Source organism: Thiobacillus sp. (assembly GCF_013693775.1).
Lineage (GTDB): Bacteria > Pseudomonadota > Gammaproteobacteria > Burkholderiales > Thiobacillaceae > Thiobacillus.
In genome coordinates, this window is record NZ_CP059257.1 from 991290 (window position 1) to 1016527 (window position 25238).

23 protein-coding genes, 1 tRNA gene and 8 pseudogenes are annotated in these 25238 nt (G+C 62.3%); 9 read left to right on the forward strand and 23 right to left on the reverse strand.

All coding sequences use genetic code 11. The features are described 5' to 3' along the window. Positions 1–235 precede the first annotated feature (235 nt). A complete protein-coding gene (locus HZY77_RS04920) occupies positions 236–361 on the forward strand; it encodes a hypothetical protein (protein ID WP_296819355.1) in 126 nt (41 codons plus the stop codon). 48 nt (positions 362–409) lie between these two features. On the opposite strand, the gene HZY77_RS04925 is transcribed toward HZY77_RS04920, so the two are convergent. From HZY77_RS04925 to HZY77_RS04950, 6 genes are all read right to left on the reverse strand, one after another. Further along, positions 410–1123, reverse strand: coding sequence for a hypothetical protein (locus HZY77_RS04925; RefSeq protein WP_296819357.1), 714 nt, complete (start codon positions 1121–1123; stop codon positions 410–412). 109 nt (positions 1124–1232) lie between these two features. Then, on the reverse strand, positions 1233–1526 hold the full coding sequence (locus tag HZY77_RS04930; RefSeq protein ID WP_363154600.1) for a GNAT family N-acetyltransferase: 294 nt from the start codon (positions 1524–1526) through the stop codon (positions 1233–1235). After that, positions 1448–1801, reverse strand: a complete 354-nt coding sequence (locus tag HZY77_RS04935; protein ID WP_296819360.1) for a hypothetical protein — start codon at positions 1799–1801, stop codon at positions 1448–1450. Before HZY77_RS04935 ends, HZY77_RS04930 begins: the two co-directional genes overlap by 79 nt. Beyond that, the gene (locus HZY77_RS04940) at positions 1801–2025 is read right to left on the reverse strand and encodes a hypothetical protein (protein ID WP_296819362.1); all 225 of its coding nucleotides are present in this window, start codon (positions 2023–2025) and stop codon (positions 1801–1803) included. Before HZY77_RS04940 ends, HZY77_RS04935 begins: the two co-directional genes overlap by 1 nt. 310 nt (positions 2026–2335) lie before the next feature. Continuing rightward, entirely contained in the window at positions 2336–3340 is a 1005-nt protein-coding gene (gene mauJ, locus HZY77_RS04945) for a methylamine utilization protein MauJ (protein ID WP_296819364.1), read from the reverse strand. A 464-nt stretch (positions 3341–3804) separates the two neighbouring features. Continuing rightward, a tRNA-Ser gene (locus HZY77_RS04950) sits at positions 3805–3892 on the reverse strand. 151 nt (positions 3893–4043) lie between these two features. Between HZY77_RS04950 and grpE the strand changes: the two genes are divergently transcribed. The 4 genes from grpE (at position 4044) to HZY77_RS04970 (ending at position 8373) form a co-directional block, all read left to right on the forward strand. Continuing rightward, entirely contained in the window at positions 4044–4562 is a 519-nt protein-coding gene (grpE, locus tag HZY77_RS04955; RefSeq protein WP_296819366.1) for a nucleotide exchange factor GrpE, read from the forward strand. 69 nt (positions 4563–4631) lie between these two features. Then, complete coding sequence (gene dnaK, locus HZY77_RS04960; RefSeq protein WP_296819368.1) at positions 4632–6554, forward strand: molecular chaperone DnaK; 1923 nt, start codon at positions 4632–4634, stop codon at positions 6552–6554. 87 nt (positions 6555–6641) lie between these two features. Next, complete coding sequence (gene dnaJ, locus HZY77_RS04965) at positions 6642–7757, forward strand: molecular chaperone DnaJ (protein WP_296658367.1); 1116 nt, start codon at positions 6642–6644, stop codon at positions 7755–7757. A 112-nt stretch (positions 7758–7869) separates the two neighbouring features. After that, positions 7870–8373: a heme-binding protein gene (locus HZY77_RS04970; protein WP_296819370.1), complete on the forward strand. Its 504-nt coding sequence runs from the start codon at positions 7870–7872 to the stop codon at positions 8371–8373. Positions 8374–8480: 107 nt separating this feature from the next. Here HZY77_RS04970 and HZY77_RS04975 read toward each other — a convergent pair whose 3' ends face one another. The 15 genes and pseudogenes from HZY77_RS04975 to HZY77_RS05045 all read right to left on the reverse strand — a co-directional run bounded on the left by HZY77_RS04975 (position 8481) and on the right by HZY77_RS05045 (position 19418). After that, a complete protein-coding gene (locus HZY77_RS04975) occupies positions 8481–9251 on the reverse strand; it encodes a TatD family hydrolase (protein WP_296819372.1) in 771 nt (256 codons plus the stop codon). A 26-nt stretch (positions 9252–9277) separates the two neighbouring features. Further along, positions 9278–9649: a PilZ domain-containing protein gene (locus HZY77_RS04980; protein WP_018509422.1), complete on the reverse strand. Its 372-nt coding sequence runs from the start codon at positions 9647–9649 to the stop codon at positions 9278–9280. A gap of 12 nt (positions 9650–9661) precedes the next feature. Next, the gene (gene holB, locus HZY77_RS04985) at positions 9662–10645 is read right to left on the reverse strand and encodes a DNA polymerase III subunit delta' (RefSeq protein ID WP_296819374.1); all 984 of its coding nucleotides are present in this window, start codon (positions 10643–10645) and stop codon (positions 9662–9664) included. Continuing rightward, a pseudogene (gene tmk, locus HZY77_RS04990) lies at positions 10642–11252 on the reverse strand (dTMP kinase). The gene holB and the pseudogene tmk overlap by 4 nt, the downstream one beginning before the upstream one ends. Then, positions 11249–12246: pseudogene (gene mltG, locus HZY77_RS04995) on the reverse strand (endolytic transglycosylase MltG). Before mltG ends, tmk begins: the two co-directional pseudogenes overlap by 4 nt. Before the next feature lie 99 nt (positions 12247–12345). After that, entirely contained in the window at positions 12346–12846 is a 501-nt protein-coding gene (locus HZY77_RS05000) for an aminotransferase class IV (protein WP_296819377.1), read from the reverse strand. A 186-nt stretch (positions 12847–13032) separates the two neighbouring features. Then, entirely contained in the window at positions 13033–13176 is a 144-nt protein-coding gene (locus tag HZY77_RS05005; protein WP_296819379.1) for a hypothetical protein, read from the reverse strand. 121 nt (positions 13177–13297) lie between these two features. Further along, positions 13298–14527, reverse strand: a pseudogene (gene fabF / locus HZY77_RS05010) (beta-ketoacyl-ACP synthase II). Positions 14528–14694: 167 nt separating this feature from the next. After that, entirely contained in the window at positions 14695–14928 is a 234-nt protein-coding gene (gene acpP, locus HZY77_RS05015) for an acyl carrier protein (protein ID WP_018078559.1), read from the reverse strand. 72 nt (positions 14929–15000) lie between these two features. Further along, a complete protein-coding gene (gene fabG / locus HZY77_RS05020; RefSeq protein ID WP_296819382.1) occupies positions 15001–15726 on the reverse strand; it encodes a 3-oxoacyl-ACP reductase FabG in 726 nt (241 codons plus the stop codon). A 55-nt stretch (positions 15727–15781) separates the two neighbouring features. Continuing rightward, positions 15782–16704: pseudogene (gene fabD, locus HZY77_RS05025) on the reverse strand (ACP S-malonyltransferase). 12 nt (positions 16705–16716) lie between these two features. Next, positions 16717–17676, reverse strand: a complete 960-nt coding sequence (locus HZY77_RS05030) for a beta-ketoacyl-ACP synthase III (RefSeq protein WP_296820832.1) — start codon at positions 17674–17676, stop codon at positions 16717–16719. Then, positions 17673–18693 (reverse strand): annotated as a pseudogene (gene plsX / locus HZY77_RS05035) (phosphate acyltransferase PlsX). Before plsX ends, HZY77_RS05030 begins: the two are co-directional and overlap by 4 nt. 68 nt (positions 18694–18761) lie before the next feature. Further along, positions 18762–18940 (reverse strand): annotated as a pseudogene (gene rpmF, locus HZY77_RS05040) (50S ribosomal protein L32). 46 nt (positions 18941–18986) lie between these two features. Further along, positions 18987–19418 carry a YceD family protein gene (locus HZY77_RS05045; RefSeq protein ID WP_296819384.1) on the reverse strand — a complete coding sequence of 144 codons (432 nt, stop codon included), beginning with the start codon at positions 19416–19418 and terminating at the stop codon, positions 18987–18989. Between the two features lie 105 nt (positions 19419–19523). On the opposite strand from HZY77_RS05045, the pseudogene HZY77_RS05050 reads away from it, so the two are divergent. The 4 genes and pseudogenes from HZY77_RS05050 to HZY77_RS05065 all read left to right on the forward strand — a co-directional run. Then, positions 19524–20861, forward strand: a pseudogene (locus HZY77_RS05050) (acetyl-CoA carboxylase biotin carboxylase subunit); the annotation flags it as partial. An 84-nt stretch (positions 20862–20945) separates the two neighbouring features. Then, positions 20946–22793, forward strand: coding sequence for a sodium-extruding oxaloacetate decarboxylase subunit alpha (oadA, locus tag HZY77_RS05055; RefSeq protein WP_296820833.1), 1848 nt, complete (start codon positions 20946–20948; stop codon positions 22791–22793). Beyond that, positions 22790–23387: pseudogene (locus tag HZY77_RS05060) on the forward strand (Maf family nucleotide pyrophosphatase). The gene oadA and the pseudogene HZY77_RS05060 overlap by 4 nt, the downstream one beginning before the upstream one ends. Beyond that, on the forward strand, positions 23363–24070 hold the full coding sequence (locus HZY77_RS05065; RefSeq protein ID WP_296819385.1) for an SAM-dependent methyltransferase: 708 nt from the start codon (positions 23363–23365) through the stop codon (positions 24068–24070). The pseudogene HZY77_RS05060 and the gene HZY77_RS05065 overlap by 25 nt, the downstream one beginning before the upstream one ends. Positions 24071–24081: 11 nt before the next feature. Here the strand turns inward: HZY77_RS05065 and HZY77_RS05070 are convergent, their stop codons facing one another. Beyond that, positions 24082–24291, reverse strand: a complete 210-nt coding sequence (locus HZY77_RS05070) for a transcriptional antiterminator, Rof (RefSeq protein ID WP_296819387.1) — start codon at positions 24289–24291, stop codon at positions 24082–24084. Continuing rightward, positions 24288–25238 carry a S49 family peptidase gene (locus tag HZY77_RS05075; RefSeq protein ID WP_296819390.1) on the reverse strand — a complete coding sequence of 317 codons (951 nt, stop codon included), beginning with the start codon at positions 25236–25238 and terminating at the stop codon, positions 24288–24290. Before HZY77_RS05075 ends, HZY77_RS05070 begins: the two co-directional genes overlap by 4 nt.

Genomic DNA, 25238 nt, shown 5'->3' on the forward strand with positions numbered 1-25238 from the left:
GTTGCTTGATAGTGCTGGAACAGTCGGACCGCAGCCGCTGCTGCCCAGTACCTCCGGCCACCTCTGACGAGTCAGGCATACACGCGGCCACCCTTGGCGAACTCAGCCAGCACCAGCCGCCTAGCCTCTGACCCCTCGGGCAAGTCGTAGCCATGCACCGCCAGCCAGTCATCAGCGATAGGCGCAACCCTGAGAAGTCATCTTCCACAGCCTTACGCCGCGTGAGGTCGGGGTGATGCTCGAAATCGCCGGAGCCTTCGCCGACGAACCCGGCGAGCTTTCGCTGTGTCTTGCTGAGCAGGTTGAACTCGCGGAACGGCGGCTTATCCGTGACGCGCTTCAAGGACGGTCGTTGCCTTGACGTTTGGTGTCGGGTGTTGGCGCAAGCCGGCCCAGCACCGCTCTCGCGTCATGAATCGATGGAGAGCGCCCGATTGATGGCGTTTCCAATATCAACAACGGCATGAGACGCGACCTCATACGCCGGTGCTATCACTTCTTCTATCTCACGTTCTGGATAGTTTCTGCCGCCATATGTAATAGCACCAAACTCCATAGCGTATGGTGTGTCTCGGCCCACCGGCTCAATAGCTAAGCACGGTTCGACGATGCCCCGATGCTTGCCGTGATTTACGATAGCGTTGAGGGCAGCGAAAGAAGGTTGGTCGGCCACCCCACGAAGAATGTGCTCGATTTCGATGTGTTTCGGAGTGCTTGCCGCCAACACCGTGACGATACTTCGAACACTGACATCACACTCTTTCAATGGCTTGGGTCCGAGGTTCTGACCGAGCGCGAAATAGACAACGTGGGCGAGGGAGTCCGGGATTGAATGGATACCTTGGGCACACGCGATCATGTTCGCCTCGACCATCATCAGGCATTCGTCCAGAGTGGCCCGCTCTTTAGCCTCGGGGAACAACGTCAGCGCATGAATGCTTTCGGTTTCAAGGCGGTCGTCAATATGGGTCTTTAGCAGACGCTTCGCTTCCTGAAAGTGGTAACGCGCGTGACGCTGGCGCTCATGTACGGCACGTAGACAATGCCGGGCACGATAAAGCTGCTCGCGCCCGTAGCGTTGTTCAATAAGCTGGCGGGTTAATGCTACGTCCCAGCGTGGCATTTGGCGCGGTCAAAGAGCGGGTTTGGATGCTGTGACTTTCTTGGCGTGGATAGCAAGGATATTGGCACAAACCGAAGCCACTGTTTCTGGCTGCGGTGTCTGGGGGCATTCAAGCGTAAATATCTCGAATCATTTTGATCGTTGACCGTTCCTTCATCTTGCCGCCGTGGTTCTTGATCCTGTCAGCAGCCCAATAGGATTCCATGAAACCATGTTTTTGATAGAAGGAGATCACCTTGGTTTGGTTGATGGCGTCCGTGATCAGCATACGTCCGGTAGTGATCGATTGAATTCCGGCAAGCTCGCCGATAGCAAGATCGAGGATTAGTTTGCCGATGCCCTGCCGCTGAAGACTTTGATGGACGGCGAGGCGACCGATTTTACAGCCGGGAATGCGGGTAATTCAATTTCGTAGGCAAGGCCAAGATCGCCAATCTCGCTGGTTTTTAGGGGAATAGCGTCGTTGGACAAAGTTATATAACCAACCACGCTCGCGAAGTCCTCATGGAACAAAAGGCTAGTATGGCCTAGATGATCCGAGTGCAGATTCGCTGCCTCAGAGTGCAAGAAACTATCGAGACTAGTTTCGCCGCTCGAGAAGCTGTCGATACGATATAGCTCGCTTTGCGCTACCTCGTTTATCGGGATCAGCGCAGTAAAGCCCCCTTCCGACAGCATTAGGCCGCGGTTTTACGGAAACGTGCTGTGACAGCAGATTGTTGCGCCGCTTTAGCTTTTGCAGCCAGCTTTGCGGCTTTCAACCGCTGTTCGTCAGAAATCGGAGTCTCAGCGATGGCGCGGATTACCCTAGCGGCTTGCTGATTGGCCCTAAACTGGTGGGAGACATGAACCATAAACTTGGCCCCGCCTTGAGTGCCTTTAAGGGTCTTGGGCTCAATCATGAGGTCGCCAACCATCGTAACACTGGTCGTTCCCCAGGTTTTTGGCTCGAACGAATTGCCCCGACGAAGAGCGAAGAAGTTTCACCTGAAGCTTTTTCATAATGTGCAGTATATCTGATGCGCACCATTCAAGAAATTTTCGCCCGAAAGGTTGCTATTGCGCCACAGTTCCCATTGGACTCACGCTTGCTCGCTAGGGAGAGGAGCGGTCTCGTCTCCCCCTGCGGGATATCAGTATTTTGTTCTCTTAATGCTGCGATCTGTTTATCAACCGCAGAGAAAGTGCGGCTCAGGTCGATATTCACAGGGATTACGATCTCGCAATCGATTTTTCCCCGTTGGGCAGCATCACTTCAATTATGCCGTTACCCAATACCGATTTGTAATATTCAAGGTAGACAACCGCATCCTCCAATTGTCCCCCATCCGCCGGCGCTACGAAGCCACTCTGGTCGATATTCGTATGGGCTCGGCCCTTCGTAAAGTCCAGGAGAAATACGAGTTGCAATGTGCGCCTGTCGTTTTCTGCACATACCAGAACAGGCCCATTATGCGCAGAGTGAACCGTCAAGCCAAGGCCCGTAAATGGCTCCGCAGCAGCGTTCGGCCAGCAGTTTATCGCCACCCGCAACCCGTTTAGCCCAATCTTGCGGCGCAGTACCGATCCACCCTGTTTGAGTTCGTCAACGTGCTCGGGCCGCATGTACGAGTAAAGGGGTTGAAGCCGATCCCGATGACAATGAACGTCAGAGCGGTCCGGAACCCCAAGTTCCTCGCGGATATATTTTTCCGCCAATGCTTTGACTACAACCAAGTCCTTTGTGAGTCGAATACGATCCGCAGGAATATCAGGGTCTACCACTTCCCCTGTGAGAGACGCGTGGGCGACGGCGCAGCGACCGCTCTCGAATATATGCTTGCTAACGTCAAATCCCTCTTCGCCCAAGGCGTTTACGCGATCTCGGGCGTCCCCGCTTAAGTCCATGAGTGCCTGGCCAATCCAGCGTTTCCGTTGGCCACCGTGATCGAACTGGGACTCGATCACCTTGTAAAAGCTCAGAAAAGCATAGCCGTCGTGGAAGTGCTCCAGTCGCATGCCTTCCCTCCAAAACGCCAAGGCTCGGCGCGAGTTATCGTCCCGAATCAACGGCATATGGTTACAACTGAGCCCCATACGCCACGCAGTAGGTGTGCGGTTTTGAGAACCTGCCGAATATAGGATGGGGCGGCTACCGGTTATGTGCCCAGTAATGTCGACATAGCCATTGTTGAACCAGCCAAATACGGAAGCGAAGCGATAGACCTTGTTCAGCACTTCGTGCTCTTGACCTTTACGGCAACGCATCGAGATACACGGGCCGACAGTGTGGTTCTCGATCTTCCGAACTGCCCGTAAGAAGTAGTCCTCACCGTCGTAATGGACCATTACATCTTCATCCGCCGGCCAAGCTATTGAACTATGAACAGCCGCCGTTAGCCAGTCGCTAGGTCTTCGGTAGAGTTCTTCTACGGCGTCACCGAAAAGGTGCGGAATATAGGGGCATTCAAGCAACTTGGTACCTAAGTCGGTTGGATTCTGTGTGGCACAGCATACGACAGAATTGACACCGCAGAGCCGTCATCAGTCACGTGCTAAGCCGGCATAAAACCAGCCATGGCGTATTGCTGAAACCCTGAGACGCCAAGAGCCCGGACCGAACTAGGCGCACCCGAGATATAGGGGTTGGTGTATGGGTATGTCTGGAATCCCGCCGATAAGCCGCGCAGAATATAGGGGTATGGCGGAGAGGGGGATTCGAACCCCGTCAGGATATTATCCTGAACACGCTTTCCAGGCGTGCGACTTAAGCCACTCATCCACCTCTCCGAGAGCGGCGCATCATACCGGAAGCGCCCGCGCCCGGCAAATTGAATGCAGAATCCACGGTTTCCCGCCTCTGAGGCAGAAAAATGACTTTAGCCCCTTGAATCCCGGTCATTCGTCCCCAGTTCTCCGCCAGTACCAATTGGGAGCCCACATGCAGGACGAACTCAACACCGATGCAAGCCCGGCCACAACCCAGGCCGAGAAAGAAACCATGCCCAGCCTGGAGGAGATGCTGAAAGCGGCCGAACTCCAGGCCGCCGAACATCACGACGCCTGGCTGCGTGCCAAGGCGGAGACCGAGAACATGCGCCGCCGCGCGGACGACGTGGAGAAGGCGCGGAAGTTCGCGGTGGAAAACTTCGCCAATGAGTTGCTGGCGGTGAAGGACAGCCTGGAAGCTGCGCTGGCGGTCGACTCGCCGAGCGTGGAAAACCTCAAGGACGGCGTCGAACTGACCCTGAAGCAACTCGTGGCCGCCTTCGGCAAGTTCAACCTGAACGACATCAATCCGATGGGCGAGAAATTCGACCCGCACCAGCACCAGGCCATCCAGATGGTCGAGTCCGACCAGCCGGCCAATACCGTGGTCACCGTGCTGCAGAAAGGCTACCGCCTGCACGACCGCACCCTGCGGCCAGCACTGGTGATAGTCGCCAAGGGCAAGGACTGAAACAGTCTTGAAATAGGCGCCGCCTCCCCACATTCGAATCAATTCAATCTCTTTAAGAAGGAACGCATCATGGGACGCATTATTGGCATTGACCTGGGTACCACCAACTCCTGCGTGGCGGTCATGGAAAACGGCACGCCGAAGGTGATCGAGAACGCCGAGGGCGCGCGCACGACGCCGTCCATCGTCGCCTACACCGAAGATGGCGAGATCCTGGTCGGCGCGCCGGCCAAGCGCCAGGCCGTCACCAACCCGAAGAACACCCTGTTCGCGGTCAAGCGCCTGATCGGCCGCCGCTTCGAAGAGAAGGAAGTGCAGAAGGACATCGGCCTGATGCCCTACAAGATCGTCAAGGCCGACAACGGCGACGCCTGGGTGGAAGTGCGCGACAAGAAAATGGCCGCGCAGCAGGTGTCGGCCGAAACCCTGCGCAAGATGAAGAAGACCGCCGAGGACTATCTGGGCGAAGAAGTCACCGAAGCCGTGATCACGGTACCGGCCTACTTCAACGACAGCCAGCGCCAGGCGACCAAGGACGCCGGCCGCATCGCCGGCCTCGACGTCAAGCGCATCATCAACGAGCCGACCGCAGCCGCCCTTGCCTTCGGCATGGACAAGAAGGAAGGCGACCGCAAGATCGCCGTGTATGACCTCGGCGGCGGCACCTTCGACATCTCCATCATCGAGATCGCCGAGATGGACGGCGAGCACCAGTTCGAAGTGCTGTCCACCAACGGCGACACTTTCCTTGGCGGCGAGGATTTCGACCAGCGTCTGATCGACTACATCGCCGAAGAATTCAAGAAGGAACAGGGCGTCGACCTGAAGAAGGACGTGCTCGCGCTGCAGCGCCTGAAGGAAGCGGCGGAAAAGGCCAAGATCGAGCTGTCCTCGAGCCAGCAGACCGAAGTCAACCTGCCCTACATCACGGCCGACGCCTCCGGGCCCAAGCACCTGGCGGTGAAGATCACCCGCGCCAAATTCGAAGCGCTGGTGGAAGATCTGATCAAGCGCACCATCGATCCGTGCAAGATGGCGCTGAAGGATGCCGGCCTCACCACCTCGCAGATCGACGACGTCATCCTGGTCGGCGGCCAGACCCGCATGCCCAAGGTAATGGACGCGGTGAAGGACTTCTTCGGCAAGGACCCGCGCCGTGACGTCAACCCGGACGAAGCCGTGGCCGTGGGCGCCGCGATCCAGGGCGGCGTGCTGCAGGGCGAGGTCAAGGACGTGCTGCTGCTCGACGTCACGCCGCTCTCCCTGGGCATCGAAACCCTGGGCGGCGTGATGACCAAGCTGATCCCGAAGAACACCACGATCCCGACCAAGGCCTCGCAGGTGTTCTCCACCGCCGACGACAACCAGAGCGCGGTGACCGTGCACGTGCTGCAGGGCGAACGCGAGGTCGCTTCGGGCAACAAGAGCCTCGGCCAATTCAACCTGTCCGACATTCCGCCGGCGCCGCGCGGCATGCCGCAGATCGAAGTCACCTTCGACATCGACGCCAACGGCATCCTGCACGTGTCGGCCAAGGACAAGGCCACCGGCAAGGAAAACACCATCCGCATCCAGGCCAGCTCCGGTCTGAGCGAGGAGGAAATCCAGCGCATGGTGAAGGACGCCGAAGCCAATGCCGCCGAAGACCACAAGGCCGTCGAACTGGCGACTGCGCGCAACGCCGCCGACGGCATGATCCATTCGGTGAAAAAGTCGCTCACCGAGTACGGTGACAAGGTGTCGGCCGACGAAAAAGCCGCGATCGAGGCCGCATTGAAGGAAGCCGAAGACGCCGTGCGCGAAGGCGACAAGGACACCATCGAGGCCAAGACCAATGCGCTCGCCACCGCCAGTCACAAGCTCGCCGAGCAGATGTACCAGGCCGAGCAGGCCAAAGGCGGCGCGCAGCCGGGCACGGAAGCAGGCGCGGGCAGCCATGCCGCGGACGACAACGTGGTCGATGCCGAGTTTGAAGAAGTGAAGGACAAGTAATAAAGGGAACGGTAAGCGGTGAGCGGTTAGCGCCGTTCACCGCTTTCGTCTTTTCCGCTTACTGCTCACCGTTCCCCGCTCACCACCATGTCAAAACGCGACTACTACGAAGTCCTCGGCGTCACCAAGAACGCCTCGGACGAAGAAATCAAGAAGGCCTACCGCAAGCTGGCCATGAAGCACCATCCCGACCGCAATCCTGACGACAAGAGCGCGGAGGAGAAATTCAAGGAAGCCAAGCAGGCCTACGAAATCCTGTCCGATTCGGACAAGCGCGCCGCCTACGACCAGTTCGGCCATGCCGGGATCGACCAGCAGGCCGGCATGGGCGGCGGCTTTGGCGGCGGCGGGTTTTCCGACGCCTTCTCGGACATCTTTGGCGACATCTTCGGAGGGGGCGGCGGCAACCGTCGCGACCGTGTCTATCGCGGCGCCGATCTGCGCTACAACCTGGAAATCGAACTGGAGGAAGGCGCGCGCGGCACCGAAACCAAGATCCGCATTCCCACCTTGGAAGAATGCGGCACCTGCCACGGCAGCGGCGCCAAGCCCGGTACCCAGCCGACCACCTGCACCACCTGCGGTGGACACGGGCAGGTCCGCATCCAGCAAGGCTTTTTCTCGGTGCAGCAGACCTGCCCGCGCTGTGGCGGCACCGGCAAGATGGTGGCCGATCCCTGCACCAGCTGCCATGGCGAAGGCCGCGTCAAGAAACACAAGACGCTGTCGGTCAAGATTCCCGCCGGCGTCGACAGCGGGGACCGCATCCGTCTGGCCGGCGAAGGCGAAGCCGGCGTCAACGGTGGCCCGCCGGGCGATCTCTATGTGGTGATCCACCTCAAGGAGCACCCGGTGTTCAAGCGCGACGGCGACGACCTGCATTGCGAAATGCCGATCAGCTTCGCCACCGCCGCGCTCGGCGGCGAGGTCGAGATTCCCACGCTGGACGGCCACGCCAAGATCAAGATCCCTGCCGAAACACAGTCAGGCAAGGTGTTCCGCCTGCGCGGCAAGGGGATCAAGGGCGTGCGCAGCCACGCGCCGGGCGATTTGATGTGCCACATGCTGGTGGAGACGCCGGTGAACCTGTCCGAGCGCCAACGCGAACTGCTGCGTGAGTTTGATGACTTGAGCCCGGGACGCAACAATAATCCCCGCGCACAGTCGTTCATGGATAAAGTGAAGTCGTTCTTCGGACAATAGTCTGATTCCACTCCGTATGTGGCATCCTTCCATACGGAGAGAGATGGCTGCCTGCGGCCTTTTCCGGATGGCCGCAGCACATTCCCCGCATCAACCAACTGGAGGACATCCCATGCGCAAACTCCCTTTGATCGCTGCAAGTTGTTCCGTATTGTTCGCCTCGCCTACGATCGCCGCGGAAGAACCCGTCATCGTCAAAATTCCCAGGCTCACCGTCGAGGCATCCGGAAAACTCGCCCATGCCGCGATGGAGGCCTGCCGCAAGCAGGGTATCCAGATCGGGGTGACCGTGGTCGATCGCAGTGGCGATGCCATGGTGGTATTGCGCGACACGCTGGCGCCGCGCATCACCCTGGAGATCAGCAAGCAGAAGGCCTATACGGCGGTCAACTTCAACGCTGCCACGTCGGCAATGGTTGATCGTTTTACCCAACCGTTCTCGGTCGGCAAGGTCGAAGGACTCGTGTTTTCTGCTGGCGGCGTGCCGATCGAGGCTGCCGGCAACATCGTCGGCGCGGTCGGCGTCTCCGGCGCTGCAACGGGCGAACAGGACGAGGCCTGCGCACGCGCGGGCATCCAGGCAATCCAGTTCGAACTGGAAACCGCCGGCCTCTGACGCCTTGGCTAGGGGGCCCCCAGCTACTTGAGCCGAGCCAGCCAGGCTTGCTCCTATTTCTTGCCCCCGGGTTGGGGTCTCGGCCGCGCAGTACCGGAAATGGGGAATCAGGCTCGGGCTGCGGCAAACAGATGAAAGAAATTCCGCGTCGTGGCTTCACCCACCGCTTCGGCCGTCATGCCACGCACCCGCGCGATTTCTTCCGCCACATGCTTCACGAATCCCGGCTGATTGGTCTGCCCGCGGTGCGGCACCGGCGCCAGATAGGGCGAATCGGTCTCGATTAGCATGCGTTCCAGTGGAATGGAGGCGGCCACTTCGCGCAGCGCAGCGGCGTTCTTGAAGGTGACGATGCCGGAAAACGAAATGTAGAACCCCAGCTCGATCGCCGCTTCGGCCACCGCCAGGCTTTCGGTGAAACAGTGCATCACCCCGCCCGCCTCGCCCGCGTTCTCCTCGCGCATGAGGCGCAGGGTGTCGTCGGCCGCGGAACGGGTGTGGATGACCAGGGGCTTGCGACAGGCACGCGCGGCGCGGATATGGGTGCGGAAGCGTTCGCGCTGCCATTCGAGATCGCCGGTCAGCCGGAAATAATCCAGCCCGGTCTCGCCGATCGCCACCACCTTGGGATGATCGGCCAGCGCAACCAGTTCCGTCACCGTCGGCTCGGTGCAGTCTTCATGATCCGGATGCACGCCCACGGATGCATAGACGTTGGGATGCGCCTCGGCCAGCGCACGGATTTCAGGGAATTTTTCCAGCTCCACGCTGATGCAGAGCGCGTGGCTCACCTGGTTGGCCGCCATCAGGTCGAAGACCTCCGGCAGTTTGCCGGCGAGATCGGGGAAATTGATGTGGCAGTGGGAATCGATATACATGCGGCTCGGGAACGCCGCAGACGGCGTTACATGGTGTGAGTGGGACGCACCGATTTTAACGAACCGCCGAGCAAACCTTCAATCTTGTTTTGCGCCGCCTTGCCGCTCTCGTTGAAAGCGAACTGCACGCCCACACCTTGGGTACGGCTGCCATGGGCGCCGGAAGGCGTCACCCATACCACTTTTCCGGACACCGGCAGCTTGGCGGGATCGTCCATCAGCGTCAACAACATGAACACTTCCTCGCCCATCTTGTATTGCTTGTTGGTAGGAATGAACAGTCCGCCGCCCTTGATGAATGGCATGTAGGCGGCAAAAAGCGCGGACTTTTCCTTGATGGACAGGGATAGCACGCCAGGGCGCACCTGTCCTGCGACATCGTTGACTGCTGCATTCATCATCGATCCTTTTCAATCAAACAGGTGCCGGTACTGGATCAGCCAGGCCTCGAGCTGCAACGCCCGATTGAGCGGATGCGCCAGCGTTCGGCCTTCGTTCGCCTGCGTTCTGGCAAGCGCCAGCAATCCAGCCAGATCGGCCTTGCCACCCAATCGCACCAACACTTCCGCAAAATCGCGGTTGAACTGTACGCTGCCCTGCAACCTGACCGACAGCAAATCACCCAGCCACTTGTATGCCACGTTGTGCCAGATCTGCGGATTGACCGTCTTCCAGCGCTCGCCCAGGGTGACCGGATCGAGCCGGCCGGGATCTGCCAAGCCTTCCAGCACGCCGCGCCGCTCGTCCAGCTCGGCCCCCTCTGCCCAGCGCTGCGCGTCGAGCGGCGTACCGCCGGACAGCGCCAGCAGGTCCATCGCGTCATCCACACCCTGCCCGGCCAGCCATTGCGCTGACTGATCGGCCGGCGGCAGGCCGATGTCGATCCGGGTGCAGCGGCTGCGTATGGTCGGCAGCAGTCGGCGCGGTTGATCCGAAACCAGCACGAATACCGTATTTAACGGCGGTTCCTCGAGCACCTTTAACAGTGCGTTGGCCGCCGCCAGATTGAGGCCGTCCGCCGGATCGACCAGCACCACGCGAAACCCCGCCCGGTAGGTGGAGAGCTGCACGAAGTCGACCGCCTCGCGCGCCTGGTCGACCTCGATCGCGGTCGCCATGCGGGTTTCCCCCTCCTTGCCGGTTTTCTCCTGCAGCGTGAGCAGCCGGAAGTCAGGATGCGCGTCCGTCCCGAACCAGTGGCAGGCCGGACATTCGCCACAGGCCGCGCCATTCGGCTGCGGCGCCTCGCACAGCAGCGCTTGCGCCCATGCCCGCGCCAACGCGCCTTTCCCCACCCCGCGCGGTCCCGCCAGCAGCAAGGCCTGCGCCGGGTGCGCCANGGTCGCCAGCAATCGCTGCCAGGACGCATCCAACCAGGGATAGGGCGCGCTCACCCCAGTTCCTTCAACAATGCGCCGATCTCGGCTTGCAGGTCGGCGATACTGTGACGCGCATCCAGCACGCGAATACGCGCGGGTTCGGCCCGTGCCCGCTCGAGATAGGCGTTGCGCACGCGACTGAAGAAGCTGTCGGCCTCGCGTTCGAAGCGGTCGGCGGGTCGCGCAGCCGAGCGGCGCGCTTCCGCCACGTCGGGCGGCACGTCGAACAGCAGGGTGAGATCGGGCGCAAAGCCGCGTTGCACCCAGGCTTCCAGCGCGGCGATCCGTTCCGCGGCGATGCCGCGCCCGCCGCACTGGTAGGCGTAGCTGGCATCGGTGAAACGGTCGGACACGACCAAGCGCCGCGCGCAAGCGCAGGCTGGATCAGTTCGGCCAGATGTTGCTGCCGGGCGGCGAACATCAGCAGCAGTTCGGTGTCGGCATCCATGTCACGGTGCAGCAGCAGTTCACGCAAGGTCTCGCCGAGCGGGGTACCACCCGGTTCGCGGGTGACGACGATCTCCCTGCCTTGCCGGCGCAGCCAGTCGGCGACGAAGCCCAGATGGGTGCTTTTACCGGCGCCGTCAACGCCTTCGAGCGTGATGAATTTTCCGTGGATCATCGTTGATAGCGTTGGTAGCGATTTACCGCGCGGTTGTGCGCGTCGAGCGTGCTTGAGAATACATGGGTGCCGTCGCCCCGCGCAACGAAGTACAGCGCATCCGTCCTGGCCGGATTGAGCGCAGCCTGGATGGCTGCCTCGCTCGGCATGGCGATGGGCGTGGGCGGCAGCCCGGCGCGCGTATAGGTGTTGTATGGGGTATCGCGCTGCAGATCAACCTTGCGCAGGTTGCCGTCGAAGCGCTCGCCCAGGCCATAGATCACGGTGGGGTCGGTCTGCAGGCGCATGCCCAGTCGGAGCCGGTTCAGGAAGACGCCGGCGATCCTGGGGCGCTCGAATGCCACGCCGGTTTCCTTTTCCACGATCGACGCCATGATCAATGCCTCATACGGCGTGCGGTATGGCAGCCCGGGGCACGGGTCTCCCAGGCGGCCATGAGCTTCTCATGCTGCCGGCGATAGGCGCGGCGCAGCACACTGAGATCGGAGGTATGAGGCGCATAAAAATAGGTATCGGGAAACAGCAGTCCTTCGATGTGATCCTCCCCGGCGCCGATGGCCTGCAGGATTTCGGTATCGCTCATGCTGGCGCTTTCATTCTTCAGCATGGGCTGGGCGGCAAGCGCAGCACGCACCTCGCGCCAGTTCCAGCCCTCGATGAACTGCACCATGGCCTGCGAGACCTCTCCGCGCTGGATCATCGCGTACAGTTCCAGCGGTGTCAGCGGTCTGTCAAGGGTATACACGCCCACCTTGAGCGTCCCGGCCTTGCCCAGTATGCGTCCAAGCAGCCAGAACACCTGCGCATTGCCGACCACGCCCTCGCGTTCGAGCATGGCGCTCAGGCTGCGCAAATTCGTGCCGGGTACCACATTGAGCATCTTCGGCAGGGGCTCGATCTGCAAGGGCCGGTTGCCATACCATGCCAGTCCGCCTGCCCCCATGAGCGCAAGCAGCGCAGCGAGCGCAATCAATCGTTTAATCGACGTCTTCATCCAAGGCCTTACTCAAAAGCGCAGCCCAACCCGCAGGTGGCCATATTGCGTCATCCAGCCTGGCCACACGGCGCACGCCGATGACACTGTTGCAGACCATCACTTCGTCGGCGGCGCGTATAGCCGCGGGCAACAGACGGCCGACATGAACCGGAATACCGAGACGCGGCGCAGCTGCAGCAGGCGCGTCCTGGCCACGCCCGCCACGCCGCATTCGCTCAGGTCCGGCGTGAACAGTTCGCCGTCCTTCACGAGCAGCAGATTGCTCATCACCCCGCCAATCACCGCGCCAAGGTCATCGCACAGCAGCCCCTCGAGAATCGCCGGATCAGCCCATTCGGCACGCGCGAGCACGTTCTCCAGGCGGTTCAGATGCTTGATCCCCGCCAGCCGGGGCTGCCGTGCCAGCCGTAGGGTGCACCAGCGCGCCACAATTGCGTCCGGCGCACCGGCCTGTGCATACGCCGGTAACGGCGCAGAGAAAACGATCCGGGTGGCCGCCTGGCTTGGCGGCGGCGCATAGCCGCGTGCGCCGGTGCCGCGCGTCAGCACGATCTTGACGACCCTTCCCGGTCTCGGCCACACGGCAGACTTCCCCATGCAGCACGGCTTCGTCGGGGCAGTCCAGCATCAGTGCCGCACAGTCGGCCACCAGCTTGACGTAGTGATCGCGCCACCACAACGGCCGTCCGCCCTGCGTGCGCAGGGTGCGGAACACACCGTCGCCATAGGCCAGCCCACGATCACGGGCATCGACCGAATCGGCCGGCTGGCCATTGACGAGCATCATGCGATTTCCAGTAGGTGCCACAGACCGCGCAGCAGGATGCTGCGCGTCCGGACATTGAAAACGAAGCGGCCGTCACGGCTGATATCGCTGCCGGTGCGGTTGTAGCGCGGTACCCGCTGCGGTTCATGGATAATCGGCATGGTGTGTCCCTTGGAACAGCCGCTCATGGTGCCGTCTGGACACACCGCACGCAAGGCATCAAGCACGGCCACGTCAGGCAACCGGCTTGATCGGATGCGATGGGGCGGTCCACCGCGGAGGTCAGGCGCGCTTGAAAACCAGCGAGCCGTTGGTGCCGCCAAACCCGAAATTGTTCTTAAGCGCAAAGTCGATCTTCATGTCGCGCGCCGTGTTGGCGCAGTAATCGAGATCGCATTCCGGATCTTGCGAGAAGATGTTGATGGTCGGCGGCGACAGTTGGTGATGCACCGCCAGCACCGTGAACACCGATTCCACGCCACCGGCACCGCCCAGCAGGTGACCGGTCATCGACTTGGTCGAGTTGACCACGGTCTTGTAGGCCGCATCGCCCAGGGCAAGCTTGATCGCGTCGGTTTCGTTCTTGTCGCCCAACGGGGTCGAAGTGCCGTGCGCGTTGATGTAATTGATCTGGTCGGGATTCACGCCAGCGTCGCGCATCGCATTCAGCATGGCACGGCGGGGACCGTCGGTACTCGGCGCTGTCATGTGATAGGCATCGCCGCTCATGCCGAAACCCGTCACCTCGGCGTAGATCTTCGCACCGCGCGCCTTGGCGTGTTCGTATTCCTCGAGCACCAGCACACCGGCGCCCTCACCCAGCACGAAGCCGTCACGATCCTTGTCCCAGGGGCGACTGGCAGTGGCTGGATCGTCGTTGCGGGTGGACAGCGCACGCGCGGCGGCAAAACCGCCCACGCCGAGCGGCGAAGTGGCGCACTCGGCGCCGCCGGCGACCATCACGTCTGCGTCACCATGCTCAATCAGGCGGGCGGACAGGCCGATGGCATGCAGACCGGTGGTGCAGGCGGTGACGACCCCAGGTTGGGGCCTTTCATCCCATACAGGATCGAAAGGTTGCCGGAAATCATGTTGATGATGGACCCCGGAATGAAGAAGGGGAAATCTTCCGCGGGCCGGACTCCATCAGCAGGGAATGTGTCTCCTCGATCAGTGGCAAACCGCCGATGCCGGAGCCGATGTTGATGCCGATGCGCTCGGCATTGGCTTCGGTGACTTCGAGGCCCGAATCACGGATTGCCTGGATGCCGGCGGCCATGCCGAACTGGATGAAGACATCCATGCGGCGCGCTTCCTTGGGATTGAGATATTGCTCGACGTCAAAACCCTTCACCTCGCCAGCCATATGGGAGGCGAAAGGCGAAGGATCGAAACGGGTAATCCGGGCGATCCCGGTGCGACCGGCAACCAGATTGTCCCAGACCTCCGGGATGGTATTGCCGACCGGGAGATGATTCCCAGGCCGGTCACGACAACACGACGCTTGGACAAAAGTCAGTCCTTTTTATCGATCCGGCACGATACGGGTGTACGCCGAATCATTGAACATTGAAAAGCGCACTATTGGACGACCAGCGAACCACGCCAAGCAAGCGGGCAGGCAACGCGCACTCGCAGCTTCGCACATGGCCGGATCGACTCAATAGCCGGGTGAACGATCAGCTCGAGTGGCTGTTGACGTAGTCGATCGCCTGCTGGACGGTGGTGATCTTTTCCGCATCTTCGTCGGGGATTTCACAGCCGAACTCTTCTTCCAGCGCCATCACCAGCTCAACCGTGTCGAGCGAGTCGGCGCCCAGGTCGCCGACGAAGGAGGACTCATTCTTGATGTCCGCTTCGTTGACGCCCAATTGCTCGGCGACGACCTTAATTACACGCTGTACGTTATCCATTACTGATCCTCTCTTGAAATAAGGCTTCAACAAAATTGAAGCCGGACGATTTTACCAAACTTTCGGGGGCGGTCACGCCATGTACATGCCGCCGTTTACGTGCAGGGTGGTGCCGGAAATGTAACCTGCGGCCGGCGATGCCAGGAAAGCGACAGCCTGCGCGATATCTTCGGCGGCGCCCAACCGGCCCAGCGGGATATGGGCAAGCAGCGCCTCGCGCTGTGCGTCCGGCAAGGCGCGCGTCATGTCGGTGTCGATGAAACCCGGAGCCACGCAGTTCACCGTGATGTTACGGCTGCCGACCTCACGCGCCAGCGACTTGGTGAAGCCCATGATCCCGGCCTTCGCCGCGCTGTAGTTGGTCTGTCCGGCATTGCCCATCGCGCCCACCACCGACGCGATGGAAATGATGCGGCCGGCCCGTGCCTTCATCATGGCGCGCAGCACGGCGCGCGACAGGCGGAACACGGAGGTGAGGTTGGTCGCCAGGATGTCGTCCCACTCCTCGTCCTTCATCCGCATCAGCAGGTTGTCGCGGGTGATGCCGGCGTTGTTGACCAGAATGCCGATGGCGCCGAAGTCCTTTTCAATCGCCGCGATGACCGCGTCAACCTCGGCCGCGTCGGTGACGTTGAGTTTCATCCCGCAGCCCGTGATGCTGGCCGCGGCAAGGTAGTCGCTGATCGCCTGCGCACCCTTGTCGCTGGTCGCGGTCCCTACGACGGTGGCCCCAGCCTTGCCGAGCGCCAGCGCGATGGCCTGGCCGATTCCGCGGCTGCCACCGGTGACCAGTGCCACCTGCCCTTCAAGATTCGCGCCGTGCGCGAGGCGTCCTGCAGCATGTTGTCTCCTGTCAGTTGTTCAATGCAGCCTGCAGGCTGGCTTCGTCGACCAGCGCCACGGCCGGCAGGCTGTCGTCGATGCGTTTATTGAGGCCTGCCAGCACCTTGCCAGGGCCGCATTCGATCACCCGCTCGATACCGGCGGCTTTCAGGGCCTGCACGGTCTCGACCCAGCGCACCGGGGTATGCAACTGCTTTGCCAGCGCGGCACGGATCGCATCCGCATCGGCATGGCTTTGCACGTCGGTATTGTGCAGCACGGGGATGGTCGGCGCCGCAATCGCCACACCCTGCAGATGCGCCAGCAGCTTGTCGGCAGCCGGCCGCATCAGCGAGGAATGCGACGGCACGCTGACCGGTAGCGGCAGGGCACGCTTGGCGCCCTTTTCCTTCGCCAGCGCCATCGCGCGTTCGACTGCGGCCTTGTTGCCTGCGATCACGACCTGGCCGGGCGAGTTGAGATTGACCGCCTCGACGACTTCGCCTGCCGCCGCGTCGGCGCAGACCGCACGCACGGCATCGTCGTCCAGTCCCAGAATCGCCGCCATCGCGCCGACACCTTCGGGCACTGCAGCCTGCATGGCCTCGGCGCGGAAGCGCACCAGCCTGATCGCGTCGGCGAAGCCCAACGAACCCGCCGCGACCAAAGCCGCGTATTCGCCTAGGCTATGGCCGGCCAGCAACGCGGGCGCCGCGCCGCCCGCTCCCTGCCACACACGCCAGGCGGCGATATCGGCCGCGAGCATCGCGGGCTGCGTGTTGATGGTCTGGTTCAGCAGATCAGTCGGGCCGTCGGTCACCAGTGCCCACAAGTCCAGGCTGAGCGCGTCGGAGGCTTCGGAAAGGTGGCACGCACTTCGTCACGCCTGCCCCACCCCTGCATCATGCCGACCGATTGCGAGCCCTGCCCGGGAAATACGAATGCGAGTTTCATCACGTGTCCTTCTTAATACTTGAGCAGCGCCGAGCCCCAGGTGAAGCCGCCGCCGAAGGCTTCCATCAGCACGGTCTGACCGCGCTGGATGCGGCCGTCGCGCACTGCCACGTCGAACGCCAGCGGCACCGAGGCCGCCGAGGTATTGCCATGGCCGGCGACCGTGGTGACGACGTTGTCCATGCTCATGCCGAGCTTTTTCGCGGTGGCCGAAATGATGCGGATATTGGCCTGGTGCGGCACCAGCCAGTCGATGTCGGATTTGGAAAGACCATTGGCTTCCAGCGTTTCGTCGACGATGCGGTCGAGCGTATTGACCGCCATCTTGAACACGGCGTTGCCTTCCATCCGCATCAGTGCCGGTTCGCGCATACCGGTCGAAGCGCCGGTGGTGGTGCGCAGCAATTCCTTGTGGCGGCCGTCGGCATGGATATGGGTGGCGATGATGCCCGGCTCGGCAGACGCCCCCAGCACCACGGCACCCGCGCCGTCTCCCCACAAGATGCAGTTGCTACGGTCGTTCCAGTCGGTGATGCGCGACAGCGTTTCGGCACCGATCACCAGCACGTGCCGGGCCGCGCCGGTCTTGATGAACTGGTCAGCCACCGACAGGGCGTATACGAAACCGCTGCATACCGCCTGCAGGTCGAAAGCGGGCTTGCCGTTGATCATCCCCAGTTTGGACTGCACGATGCAGGCCGTGCTGGGGAACACCAGGTCGGGCGTCGTGGTGGCAACCAGCAGCAGATCGATGTCGTCGGGCTTCAGGCCTGCCACGTCGAGTGCGGCGCGTGCCGCCTGGAAGGCGAGGTCGCTGGTGAATTCGCCTTCGGCGGCGATATGGCGTTCGCGGATGCCGGTGCGTTCGACGATCCATTGATCGTTCGTCTCGACCAGTTTTTCGAGATCGGCGTTGGTGAGGATGCGCGCAGGCAGATAACTGCCGGTGCCGAGAATGCGGGAATAGGTCAAGCGGCTACCCGTTGCAGGAGNTTGGATCTGATCGGTAATGCGTTTCAGCACGTTGTTGCGGACTTCGTCGCTGGCGGTTTCGATCGCGTGTTCGAAGGCAAAGCGGTCGGCCGAACCATGGCTCTTCACCACGACCCNCTTGAGCCCCAGCAGCGTGGCACCGTTGTAGCGGCGCGGGTCCATCCGGCGTTTGAAAGCGCTCAGCACCGGCATGGCCAGCAGGCCGGCGAGGCGCGTCAGCCAGTTGCGGCGGAATTCGGCACGCAGGGTCGTGGAAATCATCTTGGCAAGCCCCTCGGAGGCCTTCAACGTCACGTTGCCGACAAAGCCGTCGCACACCACCACGTCGGTCGTGCCTTTGAAAATGTCGTTGCCTTCGACGTTACCGTAGAAATTCAGGTGGCTGTCGCGCAGCAGTTCGGCAGCCTGCTTCACCATTTCGTTGCCCTTGATGTCTTCCTCGCCGATGTTCAGCAGGCCGACACTCGGGTTCGGCTTGTGCTCCACGGCCGATACCAGCATCGCGCCCATGATGCCGAATTGCAGCAGGTGTTCGGCCGAGCAATCGACGTTGGCGCCCATGTCGAGCACCAGCGCATGCCCCGTGGTCGTCGGCATGACGGCAGCAATGGCGGGACGGTCGATGCCGGGGAGGGTTTTCAGGACGAAGCGCGCGGTCGCCATCAGGGCGCCGGTATTGCCCGCCGACACGCAGGCATCGGCCTCGCCGGACTTGACGAGGTCGATGGCCACGCGCATCGAGGAATCCTTCTTGCCGCGCAGGGCCAATGCCGGCGCCTCGTCCATCGCCACCACCTGGCTGGCATGGCGCACGATGAGACGGGGACCGGTCTTGGCCCGGCGCGCCTTGAGTTCGGCCGCGACAATGTCCTGCGGCCCGACCAGAATCACGTTCAGGTCAGGATGACGCGCAAGACAACGGATCGCCGCCGGGACCGTGACATGGGGGCCGTGATCGCCCCCATGACNATCAATGGCGACTGTGATGTTTCTCATACAGCCGGAATCGTTGGCTGAGTGGATCGCGCCGGGCGGCAACCATCACGCCATGGCGCGCAAATGAATTATTCGCCTTTGGCCTTGACGACTTTGCGGCCGCGATAAAAGCCGTTGGGGCTGATATGGTGGCGCAGGTGCGCTTCACCCGTGGTCGGCTCGACGGCCAGCGGCGGGTTGGTCAGAAAATCGTGCGAGCGGTGCATGCCACGCTTGGACGGGGATTTTTGTTCTGCTGGACTGCCATTTCATACTCCTTAAAAATCGTGGCGCCGGATTCCGACACCCAAAACCTATTGCGCTCCACGTAGGGAGCATTCACCTTCTGCGTGCATGGGTGCAAGCGGCAGGCTCAACAACACTTCATCCTCAACCAGCTCGACCAGACTCAATCGCTCGCCTGCCTGAATCGCATCACTGCCAGGCAACGCGTCCAATCGTTCCAGCTCGGCCTCGTTGCGCGCCAGATACAACGTGCGCTCAAGCCCGACCGTATAAGGCATGTTTCCCAGGCAACGCTGGCAGGTCAGCCCCACCTCGCCGCTGATCGACACGTGCAGGGACAAGCTGCCACGCTGGTCCACACGCCCGACAACTCGACAGAACAGCGCGCCTTGCGTAAATTCACGGGCAAGCCGCGGAAACGCAGCCACATCGGACTGGATTTCCCACGACTGCGCATCCCTGCAAAAACGCCATGGATCGACCTCAACAGACGGAAGCATGGCGACGCACCCCGGTGGATATGGTCAACAACATTAGCCCGCAATGATATGATTTCGCGTTCTTTTGTCAAAGAAACCCTAGCCATCCCAACTTCAGGCGAACCCATGCTTAAGAAAATACTGGTCGCCAACCGGGGCGAGATCGCCGTCCGCATCGTGCGCGCCTGCGCCGAACTGGGCATCAAGTCGGTCGCTATCTACACCGATGCCGATCGTCACGCCCTCCATGTGAAGAAGGCCGATGAGGCCTACCACATCGGCAAGGACCCGATTCTCGGCTACCTGAATGCGCACACGCTGGTCAACCTGGCGGCTGCATCGGGCTGCGACGCGCTGCACCCCGGCTACGGTNNTTTCTCCGAGAACCCTGACTTGGCGACCATCTGCGCACGCCGCGGCATCCGCTTCATCGGCCCCTCGCCAGAGGTGATCCGCCGCATGGGCGACAAGATCCAGGCCCGCAATGCCATGATCGCCGCCGGCATCCCGGTGGTGCCGGGCTCCGACCACAACCTGGAAAACGTCGAGGAAGCNGCGCGCGCTGGCCAACAGGATCGGCTATCCGGTCATGCTCAAGGCCACCAACGGCGGCGGGGGCGAGGCATCCGCCGCTGCGACAGCGAGGAAGACTTGCTGAAGAACTACGACCGCGTGGTATCCGAGGCCAGCAAGGCCTTCGGNCAAGCCGAGGTCTTCGTCGAGAAATGCGTGGTGCAGCCCAAGCACATCGAGGTGCAGATCCTGGGCGACACCCAGGGCAACATCATCCACCTGTTCGAGCGCGACTGCTCGATCCAGCGGCGCAACCAGAAACTCATCGAAATCGCGCCGAGCCCGCAATTGACCGAGGCACAGCGGCAATATATCGGCAAGCTGGCGGTGCGTGCCGCCAAGGCGGTCGGCTACGTCAATGCCGGGACGGTGGAGTTCCTGCTCGACCAGGACAACCAGTTCTATTTCATGGAAATGAACACCCGGCTGCAGGTCGAGCATCCCATCACCGAGACCATCACCGGCGTCGACATCGTGCAGGAGCAGATCCGCATCGCCTCCGGCCTGCCGCTGCAATACAAGCAGGAAAACATCGCGCATCGCGGCTACGCCATCGAATTCCGCGTCAACGCCGAAGANCCCAAAAACGAGTTCCTCCCCAGCCTGGGCCGCATCACGCGCTATTATTCGCCGGGCGGCCCAGGCGTACGGGTGGACGCGGCGATCTACACCGACTACGTGATCCCGCCCTACTTCGACTCGATGTGCGCGAAGCTCACGGTATGGAACCTGACTTGGGAATCCGCCGTCGAGCGCGGCCGCCGCGCGCTGTCCGACATGCTCGTGTATGGCGTGAAGACGACGATTCCGTATTACCAGGAAATCCTCAAGAATCCCGAGTTCCGCAGCGGGCGTTTCAACACCAGCTTCGTCGAAACGCACCCCGAACTCACCCAGTACACCGAAAAGAAACCGCCGGAAGTGATCGCCGCCGCCATCGCCGCCGCCNNATCGCCGCCCACCAGGGACTCTGACATGACCAAAGTTTTCGTTACCGATCTCGTCCTGCGCGACGGCCACCAGTCGCTCATCGCCACCCGCATGCGCACCGAGGACATGCTGCCGATCTGCGCCAAGCTCGACTCAGTCGGCTTCTGGTCGCTGGAAGCCTGGGGCGGCGCCACCTTCGACGCCTGCGTGCGCTTCCTGCGCGAAGACCCGTGGGAGCGCCTGCGCAAGCTCAGGAAGGCACTGCCGAACACGCGCATCCAGATGCTGCTGCGCGGCCAGAACCTGCTCGGCTACCGCAATTATTCCGACGACGTGGTGCGGGCCTTCGTCCAGAAGTCGGCCGACAACGGCGTCGACGTCTTCCGCGTGTTCGACGCGATGAATGACCTGCGCAACCTCAGGGTCTCGGTCGAGGCGGTGAAAACCGCCGGCAAGCACGCCGAAGGCGCGATCTGCTACACCACCAGCCCGGTGCACGACATCCCGCATTTCGTCGAACTCGCCAAGGGACTGACCGAGATGGGCTGCGACACCATCGCGATCAAGGACATGGCGGGCCTGCTCACGCCCTACACCGCATACGATCTGGTGTGCGCGATCCGCGAAGCCACCCACCTGCCCATTCACACACACAGCCATGCGACCTCCGGCCTGGCGCACATGACGCACCTGAAGGCGGTGGAAGCCGGCGCCACGATCATCGACACCAGCGTCGGTGCGTTTGCCGAGGGCGCCAGCCACCCCACCACGCAAAGCCTGGTCGCCGCGCTCGCCGGCACCGCCTACGACACCGGCCTGTCGCTGCCGCTGATCGAGGAAATCTCGGCCTATTTCAAGGAGGTGCGCAAGAAGTACTGGCAGTTCGAATCGGCCTTCACCGGCACCGATACCCGCGTGTTGATCAACCAGGTGCCGGGCGGGATGATTTCCAACCTGGCCAACCAGATGAAGGAACAGGGCGCGCTCGATCGCATGGACGCGGTGCTCGACGAAATCCCGCGCGTGCGCCAGGACCTCGGCTACCCGCCGCTGGTCACGCCCACCTCGCAGATCGTCGGCACCCAGGCCGCGTTGAACGTGCTCACGGGCGAACGCTACAAGTCGGTCACCAACGAGGTGAAGCTCTACCTGCAGGGCCGCTACGGCAAGGCCCCAGGGCACGTCAACGAGGAAGTGCGCAAGCTCGCCATCGGCGACCTCGAGGTCACCACCTGCCGTCCGGCCGACCTGATCGCCGACGAGCTCGACAAGCTGCGCAGCGAAATCGAAGGCCTGGCCAAGTCCGACGAGGACGTGCTGACCTATGCCATGTTCCCTGAAATCGGCAAGACCTGGCTGCAGGAACGCGCGGCCGGCAGCCTCAAGCCCGAACAGCTGTTGCCGCCGGGCGTGTCGCAGCAGGAATCCGCCCAGCACTATGCGGCCGACGAGTTCAAGATCACGCTGCACGGCGAGACCTACCACATCAAGCTGTCCGGCAGCGGCCGCTCCGACGCCGCCCAGCGTCCCTATTTCGTGTCGATCGACGGCGTCTCGGAGGAAGTCCTGGTCGAGCCGCTGAACGAGGTCGCGGTCTCGACGGGCGGCGACAGCGCACCGCGCAAGGCCACCGCTGCACCGGCCACCGCCGGCCAGAAGCCGCGCGCCAGCCACCCCGGCCACGTCACCGCCGCCATGCCCGGCACCATCGTCGACGTGCTGGTGAGCATCGGCCAGAAAGTGAAGGCCGGCGACGGCGTGCTGGTGATCGAGGCGATGAAGATGGAGAACGAGGTGCAGGCGCCGATCGCCGGCGTCGTCATCAGCATCTTCTGCAAGAAAGGCGATGCGGTGACGCCCGACATGGCACTCGTGGAGATTCAGCCGGAATGACGCTTGTCCTGGCTTCGACTTCGCGCTACCGGCGCGAACTGCTGGCGCGCCTGCATCTACCCTTCGAAGTGCTGGCGCCCGACGTCGACGAAACCCCGCTGCCGGGCGAGACCCTTCGGCCACCGCGCTGCGGCTGTCGGTGCTGAAGGCGCAGGCGGCGGCGGCGACCTATCCCGACGCGCTGATCATCGGCTCCGACCAGGTGCTGATGCTGGACGACGCGCAACTCGGCAAGCCCGGCGATTTCGACCGGGCCTTCGCCCAGCTGAAAAGATGCAGGGCCGCGCCATGGTCTTCCATACCGCGCTGACCTTGCTGAACAGCCGCACCGGCCACGCGCAGACGCAGGATGTACCGACCGTGGTGCACATCCGCCCGCTGACCGACACGCAGATCACCGCCTACCTTAGGAAGGAACAGCCCTACGACTGCGCAGGCTCGGCCAAGAGCGAATCGCTCGGCATCGCGCTGATGGAACGCATGGACAGCCCCGACCCCACTGCCCTGATCGGCCTGCCGCTGATGGCGCTGACCGGGATGCTGCTGAACGAAGGCGTCGACGTCCTCACATGCCAGCCGGCACCCTCTACCTGATCCCGGTCCCGCTGGGCCCGGTCAGCCCGGAAGCCTGCCTGCCGCCCGACACGCTCGCGGTCGCGCGCCGGCTCGACCACTTCGTCGTCGAGCGCGCCAAGACCGCGCGCGCACACCTGAAGGCGATGGGCCATCCGCAGCCGCTGCAGTCGCTGAACCTCGAAGAGCTCAACGAACACACCCCGCATGCCGCCATTGCCTCGCTGTTGGCGCCACTCAGGGCCGGACACGATGTCGGCCTGCTGTCCGAGGCAGGCTGCCCGGCGGTAGCTGATCCCGGCGCGGCGCTGGTCATGGCTGCGCATCGCGCGAACATTCCTGTAGTGCCGCTGATCGGTCCGTCGTCGATCCTGCTGGCGCTGATGGCCTCGGGCCTGGGCGGGCAACGCTTCGCCTTCCACGGCTACCTGCCCGCCAAGGAACCCGAGCGCAGCCAAGCCATCCGCGAACTGGANAAAACCGCGCGCCGCAACAAAGCGACCCAGCTGTTCATCGAAACGCCCTACCGCAGCGCGGCNCTGCTGGACGCCTTGGCCACCACCCTGTCGCCCGACATGCTCGTCAGCGTCGGCGCCGATCTCAGCCTGCCGAGCCAGTTGATCCAGACGCGTAGCGCCAAGGACTGGCGCGACAAGACCGATGCGGTCAAGGACCGTCTGGTCGTATTCGGGGTCGCTGCCTAGAACGCAGGCAATCAGAATGTCAGCGTATCGAGCCTGAGCGTGACGACGTCACCCACCTCGGTTTGCGCCTGCAACCATTCGGCGCCATCGTGGGTGTATACGTCAAGCGGCAGCAACTGCTGCGCAATACCGTCCACCGTCACCTCAAGCCACTGCTTCGTGAGTGCGGCGAACTCCAAGCGTTCGTGCTGCGCGCAGGCGATCGGCCGGTAATCGCTCAACGCAGCGTGACACCCGCTTNTTCGAACGGCGTCAGCGCCTTCGCCATCGATGCCCCCAGGCGTCCGGCAAGGCGTTCTGCCAGACCTTCATGCTGGGTGAAGTCGACAATGTCCTTGGCCTTGATGACGTCGCGTGCAACCGATTCGACATTGCCCAGGCCGTCGGCCAGGCCCAACTGGATGCTCTTCTCTCCGCTCCACACCAGGCCGCTGAACATCTCGGGCGTTTCCTTCAGGCGCTTGCCGCGGCCTTCGCGAACCACGCTGATGAACTGGCCATGGATCTCCTCCAGCATCTGCTTGGCATAGGCCTCCTGCTTGGGATCGACCGGTGAGAAGGGATCGAGGAAACCCTTGTTTTCGCCTGCGGTCAGCAGGCGGCGCTCGACACCGAGTTTCTGCATGGTCTGGGTGAAGCCGAAGCCGTCCATCAGTACGCCGATGGAGCCGACAATGCTGGCCTTGTCGACGAAAATCTTGTCGGCCCCGACGGCGACGTAATAGCCGCCCGAGGCGCAGATGTCGTCCACCACGACATACAGGGGAATGTCCGGATGCAGGCCACGCAGGCGCTTGATCTCGTCGTGGATCTGGCCGGCCTGGACCGGGCTGCCGCCGGGGCTGTTGATACGCAGGATCACACCCTTGGTTTTCTTGTCGTCGAATGCGCTCTGCAGGCTGGCGATCACGGTATCGGCACTGGCCTTGTCGGATGCGATCTCGCCCTGCAGATCGACCAGCGCGGTGTGTTCCTTGATCGACACGCCGTCCGATCCGAACCAGCCCGCCGCGAGAAACAGGATGATGAAGAGATACAAGAAGCCCAGCGTCTTGAACAGGATGCTCCAGTGGCGGCTGCGGCGCTGTTCCTGGATGGCCGACAGCGCCAGTTTTTCCAGGACGCCACGTTCCCAGTTTGCCGGGGCGGATTTTTCGGGTTCACTCAT